Source organism: Saccharopolyspora gloriosae (assembly GCF_022828475.1).
Classification (GTDB): Bacteria; Actinomycetota; Actinomycetes; order Mycobacteriales; family Pseudonocardiaceae; genus Saccharopolyspora_C; species Saccharopolyspora_C gloriosae_A.
The window spans coordinates 6,331,154-6,351,935 of record NZ_CP059557.1; the positions used below are offsets into that span (position 1 = coordinate 6,331,154).

A 20,782-nucleotide genomic window follows, 5' to 3' on the forward strand; every position below is an offset into this window, starting at 1 on the left:
CGCGCATCACAGCTACAGCTGCTCTGTCTCCGCGTAGTCCTGACCGTCGTCGTAGCCGCTGTCCTCGGCCACCGACAAGGAGCCCAGCGGGGTGTCGTCGTCCGCCGACCAGCCTTCCGAGGCGTACTCGGCGGCCGCGGCCGACGGGTCGAATCCGGGCGGGCTGTCCTTCAGAGCCAGACCCAGACCCACCAGCTTCAGCTTGACCTCGTCGATGGACTTCGCACCGAAGTTGCGAATGTCCAGCAGGTCGGCCTCGCTGCGCGACACCAGCTCGCCGACGGTGTGAATGCCCTCCCGCTTGAGGCAGTTGTAGGAGCGCACCGTCAGGTCCAGGTCCTCGATCGGCATCGCGTAGGCCGCGATGGTGTCGGCCTCCGCAGGCGACGGCCCGATCTCGATGCCCTCGGCGTCCACGTTGAGCTCACGCGCCAACCCGAACAGCTCGACCAGAGTCCGACCGGCCGACGCGACCGCATCGCGCGGCGTGATCGACGGCTTGGTCTCGACGTCCAGGATCAGCTTGTCGAAGTCGGTGCGCTGCTCAACACGGGTGGCCTCGACCTTGTAGGTCACCTTCAGCACCGGCGAGTAGATCGAGTCCACCGGGATGCGGCCGATCTCGGCACCGGTCTGCTTGTTCTGCACCGCCGGGACGTAGCCGCGACCGCGCTCGACGACGAGCTCGATCTCCAGCTTGCCCTTGCCGTTGAGCGTGGCGATGTGCAGATCCGGGTTGTGCACCGTGACCCCGGCCGGCGGCACGATGTCGGCCGCGGTGACCTCACCGGGACCCTGCTTGCGCAGGTACATCGTGACCGGCTCGTCCTCCTCGGAGCTCGTGACGAGCTCCTTGAGGTTCAGGATGACGTCGGTGACGTCCTCCTTCACGCCCGGAATGGTGGTGAACTCGTGCAGCACACCGTCAATGCGCAGGCTGGTGACGGCCGCACCGGGGATGGAGGACAGCAAGGTCCGGCGCAGCGAGTTGCCGAGGGTGTAGCCGAAACCGGGCTCCAACGGTTCGATGACGAACCGGGAGCGGGTCTCGGTCACGGCCTCTTCGGCCAGTGAGGGTCGCTGGGAGATGAGCATGTTGAATTTCCTTTACCTCACGACGCCCGCTATTTGACGTCGATGGATGGCAAGCCCGCGGCGAACCGCGGGCGGACGACGGAATCCGGCTCCGCCGCCCGGACGGCCACCGCCGGCGACCGGTACGGGCCGCCGGCGGGAAGCATCACTTCGAGTAGTACTCGACGATGAGCTGCTCGGTGACCGGGGTGTCGATCTGCGCGCGCTCCGGGAGCTGGTGCACCAGGACGCGGAGGTTCGACGGCACGACCTGCAGCCATGCCGGCACCGGCCGCTCGCCCAAGGTCTCCTTGGCGATGATGAACGGCGTGGTGTTCACCGACTTCGGCTTGACGTCGATGATGTCGAACTTCGAGACCTGGAAGCTCGGAACGTTCACCTTGGTGCCGTTGACCACGAAGTGGCCGTGGCTGACCAGCTGCCGCGCCATCCGGCGGGTGCGGGCCAGGCCGGACCGGTAGATCACGTTGTCCAGGCGGGACTCCAGCAGCTGCAGGAGGTTCTCGCCGGTACGTCCGGTACGACGGTTGGCTTCCTCGTAGTAGGAGCGGAACTGCCGCTCGAGGATGCCGTAGGTGAAACGCGCCTTCTGCTTCTCCTGGAGCTGCAGCAGGTACTCGGTTTCCTTGATGCGCGCGCGCCCGTGCTGCCCCGGCGGGTACGGACGACGCTCGAACGCCTGGTCCCCACCGATGAGGTCAACCTTGAGACGGCGGGACTTGCGGGTCGCGGGACCGGTGTAACGTGCCATCTTCTTCTACTCCTTTCCCGCGATCAGACCCGGCGCCGCTTGGGCGGCCGGCAACCGTTGTGCGGCTGCGGGGTCACGTCCTGGATCGTGCCGACCTCGAGGCCGGCGGCCTGCAGCGAGCGGATCGCCGTCTCGCGGCCCGAGCCCGGGCCCTTCACGAAGACGTCGACCTTCTTCATGCCGTGCTCGGCGGCCTTGCGGGCGGCGTTCTCAGCGGCCATCTGCGCGGCGTACGGGGTGGACTTACGGGAGCCCTTGAACCCGACGTGGCCCGCGGAGGCCCAGCTGATCACCGCACCGGTCGGGTCCGTGATCGAGACGATGGTGTTGTTGAAGGTGCTCTTGATGTGCGCTTGTCCGTGCGCAACATTCTTCTTTTCCTTGCGCCGCACCTTCTTGACGGCGCCAGCGCGAGACTTGGGTGGCATAGCGGTTGTGGTCTCCTAGCGACGCTTACTTCTTCCCGGCCTTCTTCTTGCCGGCGACCGTCTTCTTCGGCCCCTTGCGGGTACGGGCGTTGGTCTTCGTCCGCTGCCCGTTCAACGGGAGGTGGCGGCGGTGCCGCGTCCCCTCGTAGCAACCGATCTCGATCTTCCGGCGGATGTCGGCCGCGACCTCGCGGCGCAGGTCACCCTCGACCCGAAAATTGTTCTCGATGTAGTCGCGAAGCTTCGCGAGCTGCTCATCGTCGAGATCCTTCGCGCGCGCGTCGAACGAAATGTCCGTCGCCGCCAGGATCTCCTGGGAACGGCTGCGGCCGATCCCGAAGATGTAAGTCAGCGCGACCTCCATGCGCTTGTCACGCGGGAGGTCGACACCGGTGATCCTTGCCATTTAGGCAGGTCTCCTTCGTGTCGTTCCAGGTCTGCAACCCCTGCCGCCTCCACACCGCATCCGGCGTGAAGCCCCGGCCTGGAACCGGAGGTGGACCGGCTCACTCACGAGCCGGCAGGCGAGGGGAGTTCCCTTGGATTGTCAGTACGGCTACATGTCCGCGACGGACGCGATCAGCCCTGGCGCTGCTTGTGGCGCTGGTTGTCGCAAATGACCAGGACCCGCCCATGACGACGGATGATCTGGCACTTGTCACAGATCTTCTTCACACTAGGTTGGACCTTCACGGTCGTGCTCTCCTGCTCGGACGCGTGCCCGGTCTCCCGGACACCGTGGAGGTCACTTGTAGCGGTAGACGATGCGCCCACGGGAAAGGTCGTAGGGCGAGAGCTCCACGACGACCCGGTCCTCGGGCAGGATGCGGATGTAGTGCTGACGCATCTTGCCACTGATGTGCGCGAGGACCTTGTGCCCGTTCTCCAACTCGACGCGGAACATCGCGTTGGGGAGCGGCTCGATCACGCGACCCTCGACCTCAATGGCCCCGTCTTTTTTGCCCATGTCCTCCGCGTTTCGTGACGGTGACGGTTAGTAAGGCTTGCGCCTCTGGCCACCCGACCCGGAGACTTTCCTCCAGGACCGGCGACGGACGCCCTCCGGTCGGCCCGAACTGCCCTGAGTTTGCGGTGACCCGCGAGGCGCCCGTGGGACGACCCGATGAGTCCGATGAAGAACTCCTCGGAATGCCCCCTGCGAGCACAAGGCACGACGAACCGGCGCGATGAGTGCGCCGTTGCTCCACTGTACGCGCAGGCCGTTTCGACCCTCATCCGGGGGCTGAACAACGTCCCTGGTCGGCGGCCCGGTCCGGAATCGCCCCGCACCCCTGCTCGGCTTCGGCATCCGAGGCCGACGGCCCGCCGGACGCGCGCGGACCGGCCGGTGGCGCCGACACCAAGCCCTGGGTACCCGTTCACCAACGTTCGGTGAACGGGCCGGGACGGCAGGCGAGCAAGCCCCGCCGGACCCCCCACTCGGGTGGTTGCGGCACTGGTCGTGGGCTGTCTACGTTCGATCTCACCCGTCGGCGCGACGATGATGTCGACCGGCGTGGTTGCGGACTGCTTCGGCGACCAAGGCTTCCGCTCCGTCCAGGACCCCGCGAGCAGTACCGGTTCCGGCACCGCAGCCACCGTTCCCGACCGCTGAACCGCGCTTCGAGGAGAGCAGTGACCGCCCAACAGGACCACACATCCGCCGCCCAGAACCCTCCATCTGGTCCGGCGGGCCGGCTCGGCGAATACCGCACATTCCTCACCAGCGCCGTGCGCAACCCCCGGGAGGTCGGCGCGGCCACTCCCACTTCGGCCGCGGTAGCGGCGACCGTCGGGCAGGTGGTGCCCACCACCGGGGCGCCCGTCGTGCTGGAACTCGGCCCCGGCACCGGCTCACTCAGCGGCGGGATCCACGAGCGGCTGCCCACCGGCTCCCGGCACATCGGCATCGAGCTCGTCGAGGAGATGGTGGAGCACCTGCGAACGCACGCGCCGTGGATGGAACTGATCCACGGCGACGCCGGTGACCTGGTTCCGCTGCTGGCGGAGCGAGGCGTCGACCAGGTCGATGCGGTGATCAGCAGCATCCCGTGGTCGCTGCTCGACGACGACGTCCAGGACCGGATCCTCGGCGAGGTCACCAAGGTGCTCGCCCCGCACGGCGCGTTCACCGCGCTGACCTACCTTCCCGCGGAGCACAACGCAGGCGGCAAGCGGTTCCGCACCCGCCTGGCGACCACCTTCGACGAAGTGCTCACGCACACCACGTGGCGCAATTTCCCGCCGATCCTGCACTACATCTGCCGCCGTCCGTTGCACTGAATTCCTCCGGGTGGCCGTTCCGGACATTTCCCGCATGCGGTATCGGGGTAGTCCGGATACCGCATGCGGGCCGTTACCGTTTCGGCTGACCGCCCGTACCGATCCTGGAGCGCCGAGTGAGCAAGCAAGCCAAGCTGCGCGAGTACCGGACCTTCGTCACGCGCGCCGTCCGGCAGCCCGGCACCGTCGGTGCCGTGCTCCCCACCTCCGAACACGTCGCGAGAGCGGTCGCGGAGGTCGTACCGGCCAGCGGGACGCCGACGGTCCTCGAACTCGGCCCCGGCACCGGAGCGTTGAGCGGGGCGTTGCGCGAACGGCTGCCCGTCGGGGGCGATCACCTGGCCGTGGAGATCGATCCGGAGCTGGTGCGGTACCTGAACTCCACGAAGCCGTGGCTGGAGGTCATCGAAGGCGACGCTCGAGACCTCGTCGAGCTGCTCAACACGGCGAACCGCACCCAGGTGGACGTGGTGATCAGCAGTATCCCGTGGACGCTGCTGTCCGCCGATCAGCAACGGGCCTTGCTCGGCGAGGTCGCGAAAGTGCTGACGGACGAAGGCGTGTTCACCACCGTCACCTACGTGACCACGTTGTGGCGGGCGAACACGATCGCCTTCACCGAGATCCTGCGGGAGACCTTCGAGGAAGTGCTGCCGCGCAGCACGGTCTGGCGCAACTTCCCCCCGGCCCGCGTCTACGTCTGCCGCCGACCGCGGCACTGACCACCCAAAGCGAACGCCTCATCCGGCGGCGTCCACAGCCGGATGAGGCGTTCGCGTCGAGGGCGTTCCGAAGACCTATGACCGGCCTTCATCGGTGTTCTGTCAGCGGCGGAGCCGATGAGCAGCGGCCCGCCGAGCAGGCCGCTCTGAGGAACGCATCAGGCCCAGCTCACTGTTCCGGGGCGGTGAGGACCCAGGGGCCGTCTTCGGTGATGGCGACGGTGTGCTCCCAGTGGGCGGCACGGGAACCGTCGAAGGTGACCACGGTCCACTCGTCGTCCAGTTCCCTGGTCACCACCGAGCCCAGCGTCAGCATCGGCTCCACCGCCAACGCCATGCCGACACGCAGCTTCGGCCCGCGGCCGGGCTTGCCGAGGTTCGGCAGGAACGGCTCCATGTGCATCTCGGTGCCGATGCCGTGCCCGCCGTACTCGGCGATGATCCCGTACTCGATGCCGTCGGCCTTGCCCGCCGCCTGCGCCGCGGTCTGCACCGCGTGCGAGATGTCGGTCAGGTGAGCACCCGCCTGCGCCCGCTGCAGCCCGGCCCACATGGCCTTGCGCGTCGCGTCGGACAGCGCCTGGTCGCGTTCGCCGACCGTGCCGATGGACAGGGTCACCGCGGAGTCTCCGTGCCAGCCTTCGAGGATCGCCCCGCAGTCCACCGACAGCAGGTCGCCCTCGGCGAGCACCTCGGACTTCGACGGGATGCCGTGCACGACCTTCTCGTTCACCGACGCGCAGATCGACGCCGGGAAACCGTGGTAGCCCTGGAAGGACGGGACCGCACCCGCGTCCCGGATCGCCTGCTCGGCGATTTCGTCGAGCTCCCCGGTGCTGACACCGGGTTCGGCCTTCGCGGCGACCGCCGCGAGCGCGTCGGCGACGACCAGTCCCGCCGCCCGCATCGCCTCGATCTCGCCGACCGATTTGAGCTCGATGCTTTTGCCTCGCCGAAACACCCTGTTCCCGTCCGTTCCTCAGGTTCGTGCGCGCCCGTCAGGCCTTCTTCTGGCCCAACGCGTCCAGCGCGCGGTCGGTGATGTCCTCGACCGAGCCGAGTGCGTCGATCTTGAGGACCTTGGCCTGGTAGTAGTCCAGCAGCGGCGCCGTTTCCGAGTGGTACACGGCGAGCCTGCGCCGGATCACATCCTCGGTATCGTCCGAGCGGCCGCGGTCGAGCATGCGGCGCACCAGCTCTTCCTCCGGCACGTCGAACTGGAGGACCGCGGTGAGTTCCATGCCGTTGTCGGCGAGGATGTCGCCGAGCACATCGGCCTGCGGCGTAGTGCGCGGGAATCCGTCGAGCAGGAACCCGTCCTGCGCGTCCGGCTCCGCCAGCCGCTCGCGGACCATCTCGTTGGTGACCTCGTCGGGAACCAGTTCGCCCGCATCCATGTAGGACTTGGCCTTCTGCCCGAGTGGCGTGGAGTTCCCGATGTTCGCGCGGAACAGGTCGCCGGTGGAGATGTGCGGAACGGCGAGCCGTTCGCCCAGCACGGCCGCTTGGGTGCCCTTGCCCGCACCTGGCGGGCCGACGAGAACCAATCGCACCAAGGGTCTGCCTCCGAATCATTGCGGTGGTCTGCCGCCACCTTCGTCGAGCGCTCCGCACTCACCCCGTGGAATGCGGATGCTGATCGCCGCGCGCGTTGCCCGGCAGGATCGACGCTCGGGCGGGCCGACCTGGTATCACCCCAGGCCAGGGCCACGCCGAGCGTCGCCACGGACGAACACCATAATGCACGCGCTATGCGGAATGCTCACAAGCTTCCGCGATGCGAAACAATGTGTCCGCCATCCGTATTCGGGGAGTTTACCGGAGGAAACCCTCGTAGTTCCGCTGCGTGAGTTGGCTCTCGATCTGCTTCACCGTGTCCAAGCCGACATTGACCATGATCAATACGGCCGTGCCGCCGAACGGGAAGTTCTGATTCCCGCCCTGACCCGTGAGGCCCAGGAAGAAGTTCGGCAGGATCGCGATGATGCCCAGGTACAACGAGCCGGGCAGCGTGATGCGCGAGAGCACGAAGCTCAGATACTCGGCAGTCGGCCGACCGGGCCGGATACCGGGGATGAAGCCGCCGAACTTCTTCATCTCGTCAGCCCGTTCCTCCGGGTTGAACGTGATCGAGACGTAGAAGTAGGCGAAGAAGATGATCATCGCCATGTACAGCAGGATGTGCACCCAGCTGGACGGGTCGACGATGTAGGTCTGGATGAACCGCGCCCACCAGGAGTCCTGGTTGCCCGCGAGCTGCCCGAGCAGCTGCGGCAGGTACAGCAGCGAGGAACCGAAGATCACCGGGATGACACCGGCCTGGTTCACCTTCAGCGGCAGGTAGGTCGAGGTCCCGCCGTACATCCGGCGACCGATCATGCGCTTCGCGTACTGCACCGGGATCCGGCGCTGCGCCTGCTCGATGAAGACCACCGTCGCGATGATCGCCACCGCGAACAGGCAGACCACCGAGAACACCAGGCCGCCGTGCGTCTGCAGGATCTTGCCGCCCTCGGCGGGGATCCGGGCCGCGATCGAGGTGAAGATGAGCAGCGACATGCCGTTGCCGATACCGCGCTCGGTGATCAGCTCGCCCATCCACATCAGCAGCGCGGCGCCCGCCGTCATCACGACCACGATGGTGATGAGGTTCAGCACCGAGCTGTCCGGGATGACGTCCGCGGAGCAGTCGGGGAAGAGCTGACCGCGCTCGGCGAGCGCGACGATGCCGGTGGCCTGCAGCACCGCGAGCGCGATGGCCAGGTACCGGGTGTACTGCGTCAGCTTCGCCTGGCCGGACTGGCCTTCCTTCTTCAACTGCTCGAAGCGGGGAATGACCACCTGGAGCAGCTGAATGATGATACTGGCGGTGATGTAGGGCATGATGCCCAGCGACAACACCGATAGCTGCAACAGCGCGCCACCGCTGAACAGGTTCAACAGCGAGAAGACACTCTGACTGCCCTGCAGTTCCTGATAGCACTGCTGGACGTTCGGGTACGAAACCCCCGGAGAGGGGACCGTGGCGCCGAGCCGATAAAGCACGACCATGCCCAGTGTGAACAGGATCTTGCGGCGCAGGTCCGGCGTCGCCAGAGCCGAGCGGAAGGCGCCGAGCACGCGAACCTCCTGTTGCGCAAGCCGGGGTTACCGGCCGAACGATGGCCGGCTTCCCAATTCCTCGTACACGGGGCCGGCACGGCTGGAAAATCCACAGCACCGTGCTCGGCACGGTGCTGCCTGGGCGACTCTAGCAGGTCGCCGAACACGCTCCGTCAGTCGGCGGTGATCCGCCGCACCTCGAGTCATTCCCGTTCGGAGATCGCCATTGGGAACGTGCCGGTGGCGCCGCGATGACCGCGCACGACAGGGCGGGGCGGCACGAAGACCACCCCGCCCTGATCTCCCGTCAACCGCAGTTCGCGGCCTTTTCCTCGTCGGTCATGGGACTGGTGTCCTGCACGACGGTGCTCTCCTGCTCATCGGCGGGACCGGTGACCTCCATCGGCACGTACCAGATGTAGTGGTCGTAGAACTTGTCCTCGAAGTGCAGCTCGTAGGTGCCCTTCACCTTCTGCATCTTCGGCCCGTGGAAGACCCGCCCGGCGTCACCGGGGTTGACGTCGATGTTCGTCGTCTGGGTCTCGGTGTGGGATTCCTTCCACTCGTGGCCGTAGCTGGCTTTGAAGGTCACCTTGAACACCTCGCCGAACGAGGTCGACATCGACAGCCCGAGGCTGTTGCTCTCGGATGTGGTGTCCGACCACGAGACGCCCATCCGCTGCGGCAGCTCGGTGCAGTTGAACGTGGGGCTGCCGACCAGTTCTTCGGTGTTCTGGAAGTACTCCGGCTCCCCTTCCGGGTGGAACACGCAGCTGTCGGTGCCGTTGTCGCACTTCTCCAGCAGCTCGCGCGCGGTGGGCTCCTCCGCCGCGGAGGCGGGCGGGACGACGAGCAGCCCTGCTGCGACGGCCACGGACGCGGCGGTGGCGATGCGGTTGATCATCGGATGACCTCTCTTCCGGCGGACCTGGACGGCACGGCCGCCGGGCCGTTCAAGGACTGCGGGCTCGTCCGGAGCACTGACCTGGTCACGGGCACTGTGCGATCTCCTCCTCGGTCATGTCCCGCACGTGCTGGCTGACCGCGCTGGTCGGATCCGGCGCAGGCCCGGTGACCTCCATCGGCACGTACCAGATGTAGTGGTCGTAGAACCTGTCCTCGAAGTGCAGCTCGTAGGTGCCCTTGACCTTCTGCATCTGCGCGGCCCGCTCGACCGAGCCCACCTGGTTCGGCTCCGTGTCCACGTTGGTCGTCTGGGATTCGGTGTGCGACTCCTCCCAGGTGTGCTCGTAGCTCTGCTCGTAGGCGATGGAGAAGACCTTGCCGAAGCCCGCCTCCGTGGTCATCGACAAGCCGACGCTGTTGCTCTGCGAAGTCGTGTCCGACCACTCCACCGAGGAGCGCTGGATGCCATCGGTGCAGTTGTAGACCGGGTCGCCGACGGTGTGCGCGGAATCCGTGTAGTACTCCGGCCGGCCTTCCGGGTGGAACACGCAGCTGTCGGTGCCGTTGTCGCACTTCTCCATGAGTTCGCGGACCGTCGGCTCGTCCGCGGCGGACGCGGCCGGCGCGAAGGCCACCGCCGCCAGCGAGAACGCCGAGACGAGGACCGCGCTGGATCGACGTGGGGACATGAGGGTTCTCCTCGATGTTGGGCGGCGCCGGTTCGGAGCCGCGTTCGGCGACGGCTCAGCTGAGCCCGACGGACTGGGTGCGGTCGTTGATCAGGTCACCGACGTAGCCGGTGTTCTCCTTGAACGGCCCGTCCCGCTCGCCGCCGAGGTTCGGTTCCGGGTAGAGCCAGATCCAGCAGTTCGCCCACGGTTGCACCGAGGTGACCCGGTCCTTCCAGTCGTCCGGCAGGTCGATCTGGTACTCGACCTTGCCGTCCTTCTCGCACAGCCCGGCGCCGTAGATGGTGAAGCTGTCGCCGCCGTAGTTCTCCTCGTCGAACAAGGTCCCCTGCACGACCTCGCCGTCTCGCGTGCTCGCCGCCTCGGATCTGGCACTGGCGGCGGCCGCGGCCAGCGTGCCGAAGCAGCGCTGCTGACCGGTGTCCGCGTCGAAGGCGCAGTGCCGCGCCGGGTTCGCATCGTCGGCCGCCGCAGCACCGGCGATTCCGGGAATGGTGGCCGCCAGCAAGGACATCACCGTTATCGGGAGTCCAGTTCGTAGCGTTCGACGCCGCATACCCGCTCCTCAAGAATTGCTGACCACGGAGTGCTTCGAAGCACTGGTCCGAACAACCTAAACGGGCACCGGAAATGCCAGTACCTGCGAATGGGAGCGCTGCCGTTCACCGGAACGGCGGCGACCGCTCACACTTTTCGCTGCCCCCGGACGGTCGTATCCGACTGCTCCGGCGACGGTCGGTCACCCCGCGTCGACCTCGATCAGCGCACCGCATCACCGCCGAACGGGCAGAACAGCAGCGCACATAGGCCCTTCGCGGCACCTCACAGCACGGAGACGATTCCACTGCGTGACCACCGACGAGCAACACCACACCAATGCGGATCAGTTCTGGTTCACCGCAGCAGAACGCATCGTTCACACATACCCGCAGGACATCGCGTATTCACCCCGCCAACTACGGGCGCCTGCGCGAAAAGTCGGTTAGCGACGATAACCGCGAAAGCCGGGACTCACCCCTGCGCAGCCGCGCTGCTCAGTATCGGAGTCCCCGCAACGATCGCTACACGAGGACGGGGCGACCACGCGAATTCCCAGGAAATCCTGTAAGCGCCGATAACACGGCCCGAATGCCCCCGGACATGCGAAAGGGCCGGCCGACCCGAAGGTCGACCGGCCCTTTCGACCGGAATCACCGGAGCGTTCAGCTCTCCAGCTTGGTAGCCGAACCGCCCGCGGCAGTGATCTTCTCCTGCGCGCTACCGGTGAAGGCGTGCGCGGTGACGTCCAGCTTGACGCCCTCCAGCTCGCCACCACCGAGAACCTTGACCAGCTCGCCCTTGTTGGCGAGTCCGGCCGAGATCAGCTCGTCGATGCCGACGGTGCCACCGTTCGGGAACGCAGCGGCCAGCCGGCCGAGGTTCACACCCTGGTACTCCACGCGGTTGCGGTTCTTGAAGCCGCGAAGCTTCGGCAGCCGCATGTGGATCGGCATCTGCCCGCCTTCGAAGCGCGGGGAGACGGTCTTGCGAGCCTTGGTGCCCTTGGTACCGCGGCCCGCGGTCTTGCCCTTGGAAGCCTCACCACGTCCGACCCGGATCTTGTCCCGGTTCGAACCCGGCGCGGGCCGCAGGTCGTGAATCTTGATGACCATGCTCAGTCGACCTCCTCAACCGTCACCAGGTGGTGCACGGCCTTGACCAGGCCACGCGTGTTCGCGTCATCCGGGCGAACCACGGTCTGGCGGATCTTGCGCAGACCGAGGGTGCGCATGCTGTCGCGCTGGTTGCTCCTGGTGCCCACCAGACCACGCGTCTGGGTGATCTTCAGCTGTGCCACGTCAGGCCCCCTGACCGGCACGCGCACGCAGCATGAACGCGGGAGCCACGTCCTCCAGCGGCAGGCCACGGCGAGCCGCGACCTCCTCCGGACGCTGCAGGCTCTTCAGCGCAGCCACCGTGGCGTGCACGATGTTGATCGGGTTGTCGCTGCCCAGCGACTTGCTCAGCACGTCGTGCACGCCGGCGCCTTCCAGCACCGCGCGCACCGGCCCACCGGCGATGACACCGGTACCGGCGCTGGCCGGACGCAGCATGACGACGCCTGCGGCGTCCTCACCCTGGACCGGGTGCGTGATCGTGCCGCCGAGGCGGGGGACGCGGAAGAAGTTCTTCTTCGCCTCCTCCACGCCCTTGGCGATAGCCGCGGGCACTTCCTTGGCCTTGCCGTAACCGACACCGACCATGCCGTCGGTGTCACCGACGACCACGAGCGCGGTGAAGCTGAACCGCCGGCCGCCCTTGACGACCTTCGCGACGCGGTTGATCGTCACGACACGCTCGAACTGCATGCTTTTCTCTTGGGCCGCCCCGCCACGGCCACCGTCGCGGCGGTCCTTGCGGTCTTTGCCGCCGGACTCTGAACCGCCGTCACGCCGAGTGCGTCCAGGCATCAGGCGTCCCTCTCGATCGTTGTCATCTCAGTCGTACGCATGTCAGAACTCCAGGCCGCCGTCACGGGCGGCGTCGGCCAGCGCCGCGACCCGGCCGTGGTAGGCGTTGCCACCCCGGTCGAACACGACCTTCTCGACACCGGCGTCCTTGGCGCGGGCGGCAACGAGCTCGCCGACCTTGTTCGCCTTGGCCTTCTTGTCGCCCTCGAGGGTGCGCAGGTCGGCTTCCATGCTGGAGGCCGACGCCAGCGTGTGACCCGCGACGTCGTCGATGACCTGCGCGACGATGTGCCGCGTGGACCGGGTCACGACCAGGCGCGGACGCGCCGGCGTGCCGCTGATCTTCTTCCGCAGCCGGAAGTGGCGGTTCGCGCGGGCGATCCGACGCACGGTCGAGATGTCCTTGCCCACGGGCTTGCGCTTCGTAGCAGTGGTTGTCTCGCTCATGGTCACTTACCCGTCTTTCCGACCTTGCGGCGGATGGCTTCGCCGGCGTAACGCACGCCCTTACCCTTGTACGGGTCGGGGCGGCGCAGCTTGCGGATCCTCGCGGCGATCTCGCCGACCAACTGCTTGTCGATGCCCTTGACCGACAGCTTGGTCGCGCCTTCGGTCGCGAACTCGATGCCCTGCGGCGGCTCGATCACGATGGGGTGGCTGTAGCCCAGGGAGAACTCGAGGTTCGCGCCCTTGAGCAGCACCCGGTAACCCACGCCGTGGATTTCCAGGTCCTTCTGGTAGCCCTGGCTGACGCCGAGCACCATGTTGTTGACCAGGCTGCGCGACAGACCGTGCAGCGAGCGGCTCTCGCGCTCGTCGTCCGGCCGCTTGACCAGGACCGACCCGTCATCGTCCGTCTCGACCGTGATCGGCTCGGCGATGTTCTGCTCCAGGGTGCCCTTAGGCCCCTTGACCGTCACCGCCTGCCCGTCGATGGTGACCTCGACACCGGAGGGCACGGTGATCGGAAGCTTCCCGATACGCGACATGCTCCTCCTCCCTTACCAAACGTAGGCGAGGACTTCCCCGCCCACGCCCTGCTTGATGGCTTGCCGGTCGGTCACCAGACCACCGGACGTGGAAATGATCGCGATGCCCAGGCCGCCGAGAACCTTCGGCAGGTTCGTGGACTTCGCGTAGACCCGCAGACCGGGCTTGGAAACCCGTCGCAGGCCGGCGATGCTGCGTTCCCGGTTCGGGCCGTACTTGAGCTCGACGACCAGGTTCTGGCCCTTCTCACCCTGCTCGGCACGGGAACCCGTCACGTAACCCTCGCGCTTGAGGATTTCGGCGATGTTCGCCTTGAGCTTCGAATGCGGCATCACGACCTCGTCGTGATAAGCCGAACTTCCATTCCGCAGACGCGTCAGCATGTCTGCGATGGGGTCGGTCATCGTCATGTGACCTGGTCCACCTTTCTCACCCGGTTCCGACGGACCCGGACTCACCCCGTTGAACGGGAGGTCTGGATCCTGGCCTAGGCGAAGTCGGATAGCGCCTGCGCGATCGGCAGGCTCATGTCAGCGGCACGCACGCGCGCCACCCGCCGAAGCGGGTAAAAGACCTGGTGGTGCCCGCCGAGCGTACCCGTGACCGGGTATCGCCCAGCGGGCGGGCACTCACCAGGAAGACTTGCTCACGCCCGGCAGCTCGCCGGCGTGCGCCATCTCGCGGAAGCACACGCGGCACAGGCCGAACTTGCGGAACACCGACCGCGGACGCCCGCAGCGCTGGCAGCGGGTGTAGCCGCGCACCTTGAACTTCGGCTTGCGCGCGGCCTTGTTGATCAGCGCCTTCTTGGCCATCGGCTCAGTTCTCCTTGTTTCGACGCCCTGCGATACCCGACATCACTGCTCCTTGAACGGGAAGCCCAGGTGGCGCAGCAGCCGCCGGCCTTCCTCATTGGTGGTGGCCGTGGTCACCACTGTGATGTCCATACCGCGGGGACGGTCGATCGAGTCGGGGTCGATCTCGTGGAACATCGACTGCTCGTTGAGCCCGAAGGTGTAGTTGCCGTTGCCGTCGAACTGCTTCGGCGACAGGCCGCGGAAGTCACGGATGCGCGGCAGCGCGATCGTGACCAGGCGGTCGACGAACTCCCACATGCGGTCGCCGCGCAGCGTGACGCGCGCACCGATCGGCATGCCTTCGCGCAGCTTGAACTGGGCGATGGACTTGCGGGCCCGGCGGATCTCGGGACGCTGACCGGTGATCGTGGTCAGGTCGCGGACCGCGCCTTCGATGAGCTTGCTGTCGCGAGCCGCGTCACCGACACCCATGTTGACGACGACCTTGACCACGCCGGGCACCAGCATGGGGTTCGAGTACTCGAACTCCTCGTGCAGTGCCTTGCGGATCTCGTCGCGGTACCGGGTCTTGAGCCGGGGGACGATCTTCTCCGTAGTAGTCATGATCAGATGTCCTTCCCGTTGCGGCGGGAGACGCGAACCTTCTTGCCGTCCTCGCCGAACCGGTATCCCACGCGAGTGGGCTTGCCGTCGGAGTCGACCACCATCACGTTGCTCACGTGAATCGGCGCCTCCTGAGTGACGATTCCGCCGGACTGCGCACCACGCTCGGTCCGAGAGACCTTGGTGTGCTTCTTGATCCGGTTCACGCCTTCGACCAGGACCCGCGCACGCTGCGGGTAGGCCTCGATGACCTTGCCGCGAGCACCCTTGTCCTTGCCGGAGATCACGACGACGGTGTCGCCTTTTTTGATCTTCATCACAGCACCTCCGGCGCGAGCGAAATGATCTTCATGTACTTCTTGTCGCGCAGCTCGCGCCCGACCGGACCGAAGATGCGGGTCCCACGGGGACCACCGTCGGTCTTGAGCAGCACCGCAGCGTTCTCGTCGAACCGGATGTACGAGCCATCCGCGCGGCGCCTTTCCTTCTTCTGCCGGACGATGACGGCCTTCACCACATCGCCCTTCTTCACGCCGGCACCCGGAATTGCTTCCTTGACGGTGGCGACGATGACGTCACCGATACCCGCGTAACGCCGACCAGAACCACCGAGAACCCGGATCGTGAGGATCTCCCTGGCCCCAGTGTTGTCGGCGACACGCAGTCGCGACTCCTGCTGGATCACGTCTGACTCCTGACCCTAAGTGCCCGCACCCTGCGCGCGAACACACTCTGGCGCGCCAAATTTCCGACCTGACACGCGCGGTCATCACCGGCAGCGGGCCGGACGCCGACATACCGGCGACCGGCCCGCTTTCGATGTCCTACTTGGCCTTCTCCACGACCTCGACGAGGCGCCAGCGCTTCGTCGCGGACAGCGGCCGGGTCTCCATCAGGAGCACGCGGTCGCCGACACCCGCCGTGTTGGCCTCGTCATGCACCTTGACCTTGGTGGTCTGGCGCATGACCTTGCTGTAGAGCGCGTGCTTCTTGCGGTCCTCGAGCGAGACCACGATCGTCTTGTCCATCTTGTCGGACACGACGTAGCCCTCGCGGGTCTTGCGGTAGTTCCGCACCGCGCTCTGTCCTTCTGCCTGCTGGCTGCTCATGCCGCGCCCTCCTCGGTCGCGTCAGGGGACACCGTCAGGCCGAGCTCGCGCTCGCGCATGATGGTGTAGATCCGGGCGATGTCCCTGCGGACCACGCGCAACCGGCGGTTGTTCTCCAACTGCCCGGTCGCCATCTGGAAGCGAAGGTTGAACAACTCTTCCTTCGACTCCCGGACCTTTGCCAGCAGTTCCTCGTCGCCCAGCTCTCGGAGCTCACCAGCGGTGACACCAGCCGCCATCAGAAGTCACCACCCTCGCGGGACACGATCTTGCACTTCATCGGCAGCTTGTGCGACGCACGCGTCAGCGCCTCGACGGCCGTCTTCCGGTTCGGGAAGTTCAGCTCGAACATGACGCGGCCAGGCTTGACGTTCGCGACCCAGGACTCGGGCGAGCCCTTACCGGAACCCTGACGAGTCTCAGCCGGCTTCTTCGTCAGCGGGCGGTCCGGGAAGATGTTGATCCAGACCTTGCCGCCACGCTTGACGTGCCGGGTGATCGCGATACGGGCCGACTCGATCTGACGGTTGGTCACGTAGCCGTGCTCGACCGCCTGGATGCCGTACTCGCCGAAGTTGATGCGGGTGCCGCCCTTGGCGAAGCCACTGCGCTTCGGTGCGTGGCTCTTGCGCCACTTCACCCTGCGTGGGACCAGCACTGCTCAGCCCTCCGTCTTCTGATCGGCCTGCGGCTCGGCCACGGCCGGAGCGTTGGAGGCGGCCACGTCACCCGCGGTCTGCGCCTGCTCCGGGCTCTCGGCCGAACCACCCTTGGCTGCGGCGCGACCGGCCTCGGTGCCACCGGCACCGGTGGTGCCCGAAGCTCCGGAACGACGACGGCCACCGCGCTCGGCACGGCCACCGCGGTCACCGCGCTCGCCACGTCCGCCGCCGCCCTCGCCGCGAGGCGCGCGCACCTCGGACTCCTGCTGCTTCTGCTTCAGGCCGCCGACCAGCTCGCCCTTGTAGATCCACACCTTGACGCCGATGCGACCGAACGTGGTGCGGGCCTCGAAGAAGCCGTAGTCGATGTCCGCGCGCAGCGTGTGCAGCGGGACGCGACCCTCGCGGTAGAACTCCGAACGGGACATCTCGGCCCCGCCCAGACGGCCACCGCACTGGACCCGGATGCCCTTGACCTGCGGCGAGCGCATGGCCGACTGAATGGCCTTGCGCATCGCGCGCCGGAAGGACACGCGGTTCGACAGCTGCTCGGCCACGCCCTGCGCGACGAGCTGTGCGTCGGCCTCGGAGTTCTTGACTTCGAGGATGTTGAGCTGGACCTGCTTGCCGGTCAGCTTCTCCAGCGAACCGCGAATGCGGTCCGCCTCGGCACCACGACGGCCGATGACGATGCCCGGCCGGGCGGTGTGAATGTCCACCCGGACCCGCTCGCGGGTGCGCTCGATCTCCACTTTGGAGATCCCTGCGCGCTCCATACCGCGAGAGAGCCGACGGCGGATCTTGACGTCCTCCGCAACGTATTCCGCGTACTGCTTGTCGGCGTACCACCGGGACTTCCAGTCCGTGGTGATGCCGAGTCGGAAGCCGTGCGGGTTGATCTTCTGACCCACTACCGGGCACTCCCCTTCTGGCTCTTCGTCTTACCGGCCGCCTTCGGCCGCGACTCCACCTCGATGGTGATGTGCGCGGTCCGCTTGCGAATCCGGTACGCACGGCCCTGGGCACGGGGCTGGAACCGCTTCAGCGTCGGTCCCTCGTCCACGTACGCCCGGTGCACCCACAGGGTGTCGGGGTCGAGCGACTGGTTGTTCTCCGCGTTGGCGACGGCACTGGCGAGCACCTTCGACACCGGACCGCTGGCGGCCTGCGGCGCGAACTGGAGCACTGCCAGGGCTTCGCTGGCGTTACGGCCCTTGATGAGCTCGACCACGCGACGGGCCTTCATCGGCGTCACGCGGACGAAGCGGGCCCGCGCCACCGCGCGGGTGTTATCCGCCGCGGTGTCGTCGGAACGGGCTGTCATCCTGCTACCCCTTGCTCTTGGTTCGCCCCCGCTCAGCGGCGGCGCGACTTCCGGTCATCCTTGACGTGGCCCTTGAAGGTCCTCGTCGGCGCGAACTCGCCCAGCTTGTGTCCGACCATCGACTCGGTGATGAACACCGGGATGTGCTTGCGACCGTCGTGCACCGCGAAGGTGTGGCCGAGCATGTCCGGGATGATCGTGGACCGGCGGGACCAGGTCTTGATCACGGTCTTCTTGCCCGACTCGTTGAGCGCGTCCACCTTCTTGAGCAGGTGGTCGTCCACGAACGGGCCCTTCTTAAGGCTGCGTGGCATGTGCTACTACCTCCCTGCTCAGCGCTTCTTGCCGGTGCGACGGCGCCGGACGATGAGCTTGTCACTGGGCTTGTTGCGGCGGGTACGCCCCTCGGGACGGCCCTTCGGGTTGACCGGGTGGCGACCACCGGAGGTCTTACCCTCACCACCACCGTGCGGGTGGTCGACCGGGTTCATGACGACACCACGGACGGTCGGGCGCTTGCCCTTCCACCGCATGCGGCCTGCCTTGCCCCAGCTGATGTTGGAGTGCTCGGAGTTGCCGACCTCTCCGACCGTGGCGCGGTTGCGCACGTCCACGTTGCGGATCTCGCCCGAAGGCATCCGCAGCTGGGCGTACGGCCCGTCCTTGGCCACCAGCTGGACCCGGGCACCGGCGGACCGCGCGATCTTGGCTCCGCCACCGGGGCGCAGCTCGATCGCGTGGATCACGGTGCCGGTCGGGATGTTGCGCAGCGGGAGGTTGTTGCCGGGCTTGATGTCAGCCCGCGGCCCGCTCTCGACCCGGTCGCCCTGCTTCACGCCGTTCGGCGCCACGATGTAGCGCTTCTCGCCGTCCAAGTAGTGCAGCAGCGCGATGTGCGCACTGCGGTTCGGGTCGTACTCGATGTGCGCGACCTTGGCCGGCACACCGTCCTTGTCATTGCGGCGAAAGTCGATGACGCGGTAAGCCCGCTTGTGGCCACCGCCCTTGTGCCGCGTCGTGATCTTGCCGTGCGCGTTGCGGCCGCCGCGACCGTGCAGCGGGCGCACCAGCGACTTTTCCGGCTCCGACCGGGTGATCTCGGCGAAGTCGGACACGCTGGAGCCGCGACGGCCCGGCGTCGTCGGCTTGTGCTTGCGAATGCCCATCTCTCTGGAAACCTCGTCCTAATCAGCGCCGGTCAGGCGGCCGGTCCGCCGAAGATCTCGATCGGCTTGCTCTCCGGGGACAGCGTCACGATCGCCCGCTTGGTGTCCTTGCGCTTGCCGTACCCGGTGCGGGTGCGCTTGCGCTTGCCGTTGCGGTTGATCGTGTTCACGTTGGAGACCTTGACGTCGAAGATCTTCTCAACGGCGATCTTGATCTCGGTCTTGTTCGTGCCGGGGCGGACCAGGAACGTGTACTGGCCCTCCTCCAAGAGCGCGTAGCTCTTCTCGGAGATGACCGGCGCCAAGATGATGTCTCGCGGGTCGGGGATCACTGCTGTGCCTCCTCAGCGCTCGCTGCCACGGCTGCTGCCTTGGCGGAGCGGCCCTGCACGGGCCCGGCCACGAACCGCTCGAAAGCGGCCTTGCTGAACACCACGTCGTCGTTGACCAGCACGTCGTAGGTGTTGAGCTGACCCGGGTCGATCAGGTGCACGTGCTCGAGGTTGCGCAGGCTCAGCCAGGAGTTGGCCTCCTCCGAGCGGTTCAGCACCACCAGCACCCGCTTCGCCTCGGTCCAGATGCGGACCGCGGACTTGGCGGCCTTGGTCGACGGCGACTCGCCGCCCACCACGTGCGTCACGACGTGCAGCTGGCCGGCGCGAGCGCGGTCGGACAGCGCACCGCGCAACGCGGCGGCCTTCATCTTCTTCGGGGTGCGCTGGGTGTAGTCCCGCGGCTGCGGGCCGTGCACCGTGCCACCACCGGTGAACTGGGGAGCCCGGATCGAACCCTGACGGGCGTTACCGGTGCCCTTCTGCCGGTACGGCTTCTTGCCGCCACCGGAGACCTGACCGCGAGTCTTCGTGGCGTGCGTGCCCTGGCGAGCGGCGGCCAGCTGGGCCGTCACCACCTGGTGCATCAGGGCCACGTTGGCCTGCACGTCGAAGATCTCGGCGGGCAGTTCGACACTGCCGTCGGTGGAGCCGTCCGGGGTACGGACGTCCAGCGTCGCGCTCATCACGCACCACCCTTCGCGGGGCTCTTAACCAGAACCAGGCCGCCCTTGGGGCCAGGAACGGCACCCTTGATCAGCAACAGGCCGGAGTCGCCCTCCACCCGGTGAACCTGGAGGTTCTGGGTGGTGACGCGGTTCGAGCCCATCCGGCCGGCCATCTTCATGCCCTTGAAGACGCGACCCGGGGTGGCGCAGCCACCGATCGAGCCCGGCTTGCGGTGCACGGCCTGAGCACCGTGGCTCATCGGCTGGCGGTGGAAGCCGTGCCGCTTGATCGTGCCGGCGAAGCCCTTGCCCTTGCTGGTGCCGACCACGTCGACCACGGTGCCGGCTGCGAACAGCTCGGCGGTGATCTCCTGGCCGACTTCGTACTCACCGGCGTCATTCGTGCGCAGCTCGACGAGGTGGCGGCGCGGGGTGACTCCGGCCTTGGTGAAGTGGCCGGTACGCGGCCGGTTCACCTTGCGGGGGTCGATGGCGCCGAACGCCAGCTGCACGGCCGAATAGCCGTCTTTGTCGGGGGTACGGATCTGGGTGACCACGTTCGGCCCGGCCTGCACGACGGTCACCGGGACGACCCGGTTGTTCTCGTCGAAGACCTGGGTCATGCCGAGCTTGGTGCCCAGAATCCCCTTGATCTGCCTGTCAGACATCAGTCTTGTTCTCTCC

General features: G+C 66.9%; 34 protein-coding genes. 2 read left to right on the top strand and 32 right to left on the bottom strand.

The genetic code is table 11. From position 1 onward, the window contains the following. Nucleotides 1–12: 12 nt before the first annotated feature. From H2Q94_RS27790 to infA, 6 genes are all read right to left on the bottom strand, one after another. A complete protein-coding gene (locus H2Q94_RS27790; RefSeq protein WP_243790100.1) occupies nucleotides 13–1,095 on the bottom strand; it encodes a DNA-directed RNA polymerase subunit alpha in 1,083 nt (360 codons plus the stop codon). A gap of 145 nt (nucleotides 1,096–1,240) precedes the next feature. Continuing rightward, nucleotides 1,241–1,846, bottom strand: coding sequence for a 30S ribosomal protein S4 (gene rpsD, locus H2Q94_RS27795; RefSeq protein WP_243790101.1), 606 nt, complete (start codon nucleotides 1,844–1,846; stop codon nucleotides 1,241–1,243). 23 nt (nucleotides 1,847–1,869) lie between these two features. Continuing rightward, nucleotides 1,870–2,274 carry a 30S ribosomal protein S11 gene (rpsK, locus tag H2Q94_RS27800; protein WP_184476418.1) on the bottom strand — a complete coding sequence of 135 codons (405 nt, stop codon included), beginning with the start codon at nucleotides 2,272–2,274 and terminating at the stop codon, nucleotides 1,870–1,872. A gap of 25 nt (nucleotides 2,275–2,299) precedes the next feature. After that, nucleotides 2,300–2,680: a 30S ribosomal protein S13 gene (gene rpsM / locus H2Q94_RS27805; protein WP_243790102.1), complete on the bottom strand. Its 381-nt coding sequence runs from the start codon at nucleotides 2,678–2,680 to the stop codon at nucleotides 2,300–2,302. 173 nt (nucleotides 2,681–2,853) lie between these two features. Continuing rightward, complete coding sequence (gene rpmJ / locus H2Q94_RS27810; protein WP_184476415.1) at nucleotides 2,854–2,967, bottom strand: 50S ribosomal protein L36; 114 nt, start codon at nucleotides 2,965–2,967, stop codon at nucleotides 2,854–2,856. A 52-nt stretch (nucleotides 2,968–3,019) separates the two neighbouring features. Then, complete coding sequence (gene infA, locus H2Q94_RS27815) at nucleotides 3,020–3,241, bottom strand: translation initiation factor IF-1 (RefSeq protein WP_009948665.1); 222 nt, start codon at nucleotides 3,239–3,241, stop codon at nucleotides 3,020–3,022. Nucleotides 3,242–3,909: 668 nt separating this feature from the next. Between infA and H2Q94_RS27820 the strand changes: the two genes are divergently transcribed. After that, on the top strand, nucleotides 3,910–4,557 hold the full coding sequence (locus H2Q94_RS27820) for a class I SAM-dependent methyltransferase (RefSeq protein ID WP_243790103.1): 648 nt from the start codon (nucleotides 3,910–3,912) through the stop codon (nucleotides 4,555–4,557). A gap of 116 nt (nucleotides 4,558–4,673) precedes the next feature. Next, complete coding sequence (locus tag H2Q94_RS27825; RefSeq protein WP_243790104.1) at nucleotides 4,674–5,279, top strand: class I SAM-dependent methyltransferase; 606 nt, start codon at nucleotides 4,674–4,676, stop codon at nucleotides 5,277–5,279. Between the two features lie 169 nt (nucleotides 5,280–5,448). Here the strand turns inward: H2Q94_RS27825 and map are convergent, their stop codons facing one another. The 26 genes from map to rplC all read right to left on the bottom strand — a co-directional run bounded on the left by map (nucleotide 5,449) and on the right by rplC (nucleotide 20,766). Next, complete coding sequence (map, locus tag H2Q94_RS27830; protein ID WP_258718637.1) at nucleotides 5,449–6,240, bottom strand: type I methionyl aminopeptidase; 792 nt, start codon at nucleotides 6,238–6,240, stop codon at nucleotides 5,449–5,451. 37 nt (nucleotides 6,241–6,277) lie between these two features. Next, nucleotides 6,278–6,835: an adenylate kinase gene (locus H2Q94_RS27835; protein WP_243790105.1), complete on the bottom strand. Its 558-nt coding sequence runs from the start codon at nucleotides 6,833–6,835 to the stop codon at nucleotides 6,278–6,280. Nucleotides 6,836–7,094: 259 nt separating this feature from the next. Then, nucleotides 7,095–8,399, bottom strand: a complete 1,305-nt coding sequence (secY, locus tag H2Q94_RS27840) for a preprotein translocase subunit SecY (protein WP_243790106.1) — start codon at nucleotides 8,397–8,399, stop codon at nucleotides 7,095–7,097. Nucleotides 8,400–8,688: 289 nt separating this feature from the next. Further along, nucleotides 8,689–9,285, bottom strand: coding sequence for a hypothetical protein (locus H2Q94_RS27845; RefSeq protein ID WP_243790107.1), 597 nt, complete (start codon nucleotides 9,283–9,285; stop codon nucleotides 8,689–8,691). A gap of 85 nt (nucleotides 9,286–9,370) precedes the next feature. Next, a complete protein-coding gene (locus H2Q94_RS27850; protein ID WP_243790108.1) occupies nucleotides 9,371–9,976 on the bottom strand; it encodes a hypothetical protein in 606 nt (201 codons plus the stop codon). 55 nt (nucleotides 9,977–10,031) lie between these two features. Further along, nucleotides 10,032–10,490, bottom strand: a complete 459-nt coding sequence (locus H2Q94_RS27855; protein WP_243790109.1) for a hypothetical protein — start codon at nucleotides 10,488–10,490, stop codon at nucleotides 10,032–10,034. A gap of 688 nt (nucleotides 10,491–11,178) precedes the next feature. Then, the gene (gene rplO / locus H2Q94_RS27860; RefSeq protein WP_243790110.1) at nucleotides 11,179–11,628 is read right to left on the bottom strand and encodes a 50S ribosomal protein L15; all 450 of its coding nucleotides are present in this window, start codon (nucleotides 11,626–11,628) and stop codon (nucleotides 11,179–11,181) included. A gap of 2 nt (nucleotides 11,629–11,630) precedes the next feature. Continuing rightward, a complete protein-coding gene (gene rpmD / locus H2Q94_RS27865; RefSeq protein WP_243790111.1) occupies nucleotides 11,631–11,813 on the bottom strand; it encodes a 50S ribosomal protein L30 in 183 nt (60 codons plus the stop codon). 1 nt (nucleotide 11,814) lies between these two features. Further along, nucleotides 11,815–12,426: a 30S ribosomal protein S5 gene (rpsE, locus tag H2Q94_RS27870; protein ID WP_243790112.1), complete on the bottom strand. Its 612-nt coding sequence runs from the start codon at nucleotides 12,424–12,426 to the stop codon at nucleotides 11,815–11,817. Nucleotides 12,427–12,468: 42 nt separating this feature from the next. Beyond that, nucleotides 12,469–12,873, bottom strand: a complete 405-nt coding sequence (gene rplR, locus H2Q94_RS27875) for a 50S ribosomal protein L18 (protein ID WP_397545385.1) — start codon at nucleotides 12,871–12,873, stop codon at nucleotides 12,469–12,471. Nucleotides 12,874–12,875: 2 nt separating this feature from the next. After that, a complete protein-coding gene (gene rplF, locus H2Q94_RS27880; protein WP_243790114.1) occupies nucleotides 12,876–13,415 on the bottom strand; it encodes a 50S ribosomal protein L6 in 540 nt (179 codons plus the stop codon). 12 nt (nucleotides 13,416–13,427) lie between these two features. Next, complete coding sequence (gene rpsH, locus H2Q94_RS27885) at nucleotides 13,428–13,826, bottom strand: 30S ribosomal protein S8 (protein ID WP_184476384.1); 399 nt, start codon at nucleotides 13,824–13,826, stop codon at nucleotides 13,428–13,430. Nucleotides 13,827–14,045: 219 nt separating this feature from the next. Then, nucleotides 14,046–14,231 carry a type Z 30S ribosomal protein S14 gene (locus tag H2Q94_RS27890; protein WP_184476381.1) on the bottom strand — a complete coding sequence of 62 codons (186 nt, stop codon included), beginning with the start codon at nucleotides 14,229–14,231 and terminating at the stop codon, nucleotides 14,046–14,048. A gap of 42 nt (nucleotides 14,232–14,273) precedes the next feature. Beyond that, a complete protein-coding gene (rplE, locus tag H2Q94_RS27895; protein WP_243790115.1) occupies nucleotides 14,274–14,837 on the bottom strand; it encodes a 50S ribosomal protein L5 in 564 nt (187 codons plus the stop codon). A gap of 2 nt (nucleotides 14,838–14,839) precedes the next feature. Then, entirely contained in the window at nucleotides 14,840–15,154 is a 315-nt protein-coding gene (gene rplX / locus H2Q94_RS27900) for a 50S ribosomal protein L24 (RefSeq protein ID WP_243790116.1), read from the bottom strand. Next, nucleotides 15,154–15,522 carry a 50S ribosomal protein L14 gene (rplN, locus tag H2Q94_RS27905; RefSeq protein ID WP_243790117.1) on the bottom strand — a complete coding sequence of 123 codons (369 nt, stop codon included), beginning with the start codon at nucleotides 15,520–15,522 and terminating at the stop codon, nucleotides 15,154–15,156. Before rplN ends, rplX begins: the two co-directional genes overlap by 1 nt. Before the next feature lie 139 nt (nucleotides 15,523–15,661). Continuing rightward, on the bottom strand, nucleotides 15,662–15,946 hold the full coding sequence (gene rpsQ / locus H2Q94_RS27910; protein WP_243790118.1) for a 30S ribosomal protein S17: 285 nt from the start codon (nucleotides 15,944–15,946) through the stop codon (nucleotides 15,662–15,664). Beyond that, nucleotides 15,943–16,185: a 50S ribosomal protein L29 gene (gene rpmC / locus H2Q94_RS27915; protein WP_243790119.1), complete on the bottom strand. Its 243-nt coding sequence runs from the start codon at nucleotides 16,183–16,185 to the stop codon at nucleotides 15,943–15,945. Before rpmC ends, rpsQ begins: the two co-directional genes overlap by 4 nt. Further along, nucleotides 16,185–16,604 carry a 50S ribosomal protein L16 gene (gene rplP, locus H2Q94_RS27920; protein ID WP_243790120.1) on the bottom strand — a complete coding sequence of 140 codons (420 nt, stop codon included), beginning with the start codon at nucleotides 16,602–16,604 and terminating at the stop codon, nucleotides 16,185–16,187. The genes rpmC and rplP overlap by 1 nt, the downstream gene beginning before the upstream one ends. Before the next feature lie 3 nt (nucleotides 16,605–16,607). Further along, on the bottom strand, nucleotides 16,608–17,519 hold the full coding sequence (gene rpsC, locus H2Q94_RS27925; protein WP_243790121.1) for a 30S ribosomal protein S3: 912 nt from the start codon (nucleotides 17,517–17,519) through the stop codon (nucleotides 16,608–16,610). Continuing rightward, complete coding sequence (rplV, locus tag H2Q94_RS27930; RefSeq protein WP_243790122.1) at nucleotides 17,519–17,932, bottom strand: 50S ribosomal protein L22; 414 nt, start codon at nucleotides 17,930–17,932, stop codon at nucleotides 17,519–17,521. Before rplV ends, rpsC begins: the two co-directional genes overlap by 1 nt. A 32-nt stretch (nucleotides 17,933–17,964) precedes the next feature. Beyond that, nucleotides 17,965–18,246 carry a 30S ribosomal protein S19 gene (rpsS, locus tag H2Q94_RS27935; RefSeq protein WP_224956662.1) on the bottom strand — a complete coding sequence of 94 codons (282 nt, stop codon included), beginning with the start codon at nucleotides 18,244–18,246 and terminating at the stop codon, nucleotides 17,965–17,967. An 18-nt stretch (nucleotides 18,247–18,264) separates the two neighbouring features. Next, complete coding sequence (rplB, locus tag H2Q94_RS27940) at nucleotides 18,265–19,098, bottom strand: 50S ribosomal protein L2 (protein ID WP_243790123.1); 834 nt, start codon at nucleotides 19,096–19,098, stop codon at nucleotides 18,265–18,267. A gap of 32 nt (nucleotides 19,099–19,130) precedes the next feature. After that, complete coding sequence (gene rplW, locus H2Q94_RS27945; RefSeq protein WP_184476339.1) at nucleotides 19,131–19,430, bottom strand: 50S ribosomal protein L23; 300 nt, start codon at nucleotides 19,428–19,430, stop codon at nucleotides 19,131–19,133. Then, the gene (rplD, locus tag H2Q94_RS27950; RefSeq protein WP_243790124.1) at nucleotides 19,427–20,116 is read right to left on the bottom strand and encodes a 50S ribosomal protein L4; all 690 of its coding nucleotides are present in this window, start codon (nucleotides 20,114–20,116) and stop codon (nucleotides 19,427–19,429) included. The genes rplW and rplD overlap by 4 nt, the downstream gene beginning before the upstream one ends. After that, entirely contained in the window at nucleotides 20,116–20,766 is a 651-nt protein-coding gene (gene rplC / locus H2Q94_RS27955) for a 50S ribosomal protein L3 (RefSeq protein WP_243790125.1), read from the bottom strand. Before rplC ends, rplD begins: the two co-directional genes overlap by 1 nt. Nucleotides 20,767–20,782: the final 16 nt, after the last annotated feature.

Bases quoted from the DNA above. Each gene is read 5' to 3' on its own strand.
- H2Q94_RS27790 (WP_243790100.1), bottom strand. From the start codon at position 1,095: ATGCTCATCTCCCAGCGACCCTCACTGGCCGAAGAGGCCGTGACCGAG.
- rpsD (WP_243790101.1), bottom strand. From the start codon at position 1,846: ATGGCACGTTACACCGGTCCCGCGACCCGCAAGTCCCGCCGTCTCAAG.
- rpsK (WP_184476418.1), bottom strand. From the start codon at position 2,274: ATGCCACCCAAGTCTCGCGCTGGCGCCGTCAAGAAGGTGCGGCGCAAG.
- rpsM (WP_243790102.1), bottom strand. From the start codon at position 2,680: ATGGCAAGGATCACCGGTGTCGACCTCCCGCGTGACAAGCGCATGGAG.
- infA (WP_009948665.1), bottom strand. From the start codon at position 3,241: ATGGGCAAAAAAGACGGGGCCATTGAGGTCGAGGGTCGCGTGATCGAG.
- H2Q94_RS27845 (WP_243790107.1), bottom strand. From the start codon at position 9,285: ATGATCAACCGCATCGCCACCGCCGCGTCCGTGGCCGTCGCAGCAGGG.
- H2Q94_RS27850 (WP_243790108.1), bottom strand. From the start codon at position 9,976: ATGTCCCCACGTCGATCCAGCGCGGTCCTCGTCTCGGCGTTCTCGCTG.
- H2Q94_RS27855 (WP_243790109.1), bottom strand. From the start codon at position 10,490: ATGTCCTTGCTGGCGGCCACCATTCCCGGAATCGCCGGTGCTGCGGCG.
- rplO (WP_243790110.1), bottom strand. From the start codon at position 11,628: ATGGTCATCAAGATTCACGACCTGCGGCCCGCGCCGGGTTCGAACCGG.
- rpsE (WP_243790112.1), bottom strand. From the start codon at position 12,426: ATGCCTGGACGCACTCGGCGTGACGGCGGTTCAGAGTCCGGCGGCAAA.
- rplR (WP_397545385.1), bottom strand. From the start codon at position 12,873: ATGAGCGAGACAACCACTGCTACGAAGCGCAAGCCCGTGGGCAAGGAC.
- rplF (WP_243790114.1), bottom strand. From the start codon at position 13,415: ATGTCGCGTATCGGGAAGCTTCCGATCACCGTGCCCTCCGGTGTCGAG.
- rpsH (WP_184476384.1), bottom strand. From the start codon at position 13,826: ATGACGATGACCGACCCCATCGCAGACATGCTGACGCGTCTGCGGAAT.
- H2Q94_RS27890 (WP_184476381.1), bottom strand. From the start codon at position 14,231: ATGGCCAAGAAGGCGCTGATCAACAAGGCCGCGCGCAAGCCGAAGTTC.
- rplE (WP_243790115.1), bottom strand. From the start codon at position 14,837: ATGACTACTACGGAGAAGATCGTCCCCCGGCTCAAGACCCGGTACCGC.
- rplX (WP_243790116.1), bottom strand. From the start codon at position 15,154: ATGAAGATCAAAAAAGGCGACACCGTCGTCGTGATCTCCGGCAAGGAC.
- rpsQ (WP_243790118.1), bottom strand. From the start codon at position 15,946: ATGAGCAGCCAGCAGGCAGAAGGACAGAGCGCGGTGCGGAACTACCGC.
- rpmC (WP_243790119.1), bottom strand. From the start codon at position 16,185: ATGGCGGCTGGTGTCACCGCTGGTGAGCTCCGAGAGCTGGGCGACGAG.
- rplV (WP_243790122.1), bottom strand. From the start codon at position 17,932: ATGACAGCCCGTTCCGACGACACCGCGGCGGATAACACCCGCGCGGTG.
- rpsS (WP_224956662.1), bottom strand. From the start codon at position 18,246: ATGCCACGCAGCCTTAAGAAGGGCCCGTTCGTGGACGACCACCTGCTC.
- rplB (WP_243790123.1), bottom strand. From the start codon at position 19,098: ATGGGCATTCGCAAGCACAAGCCGACGACGCCGGGCCGTCGCGGCTCC.
- rplD (WP_243790124.1), bottom strand. From the start codon at position 20,116: ATGAGCGCGACGCTGGACGTCCGTACCCCGGACGGCTCCACCGACGGC.
- rplC (WP_243790125.1), bottom strand. From the start codon at position 20,766: ATGTCTGACAGGCAGATCAAGGGGATTCTGGGCACCAAGCTCGGCATG.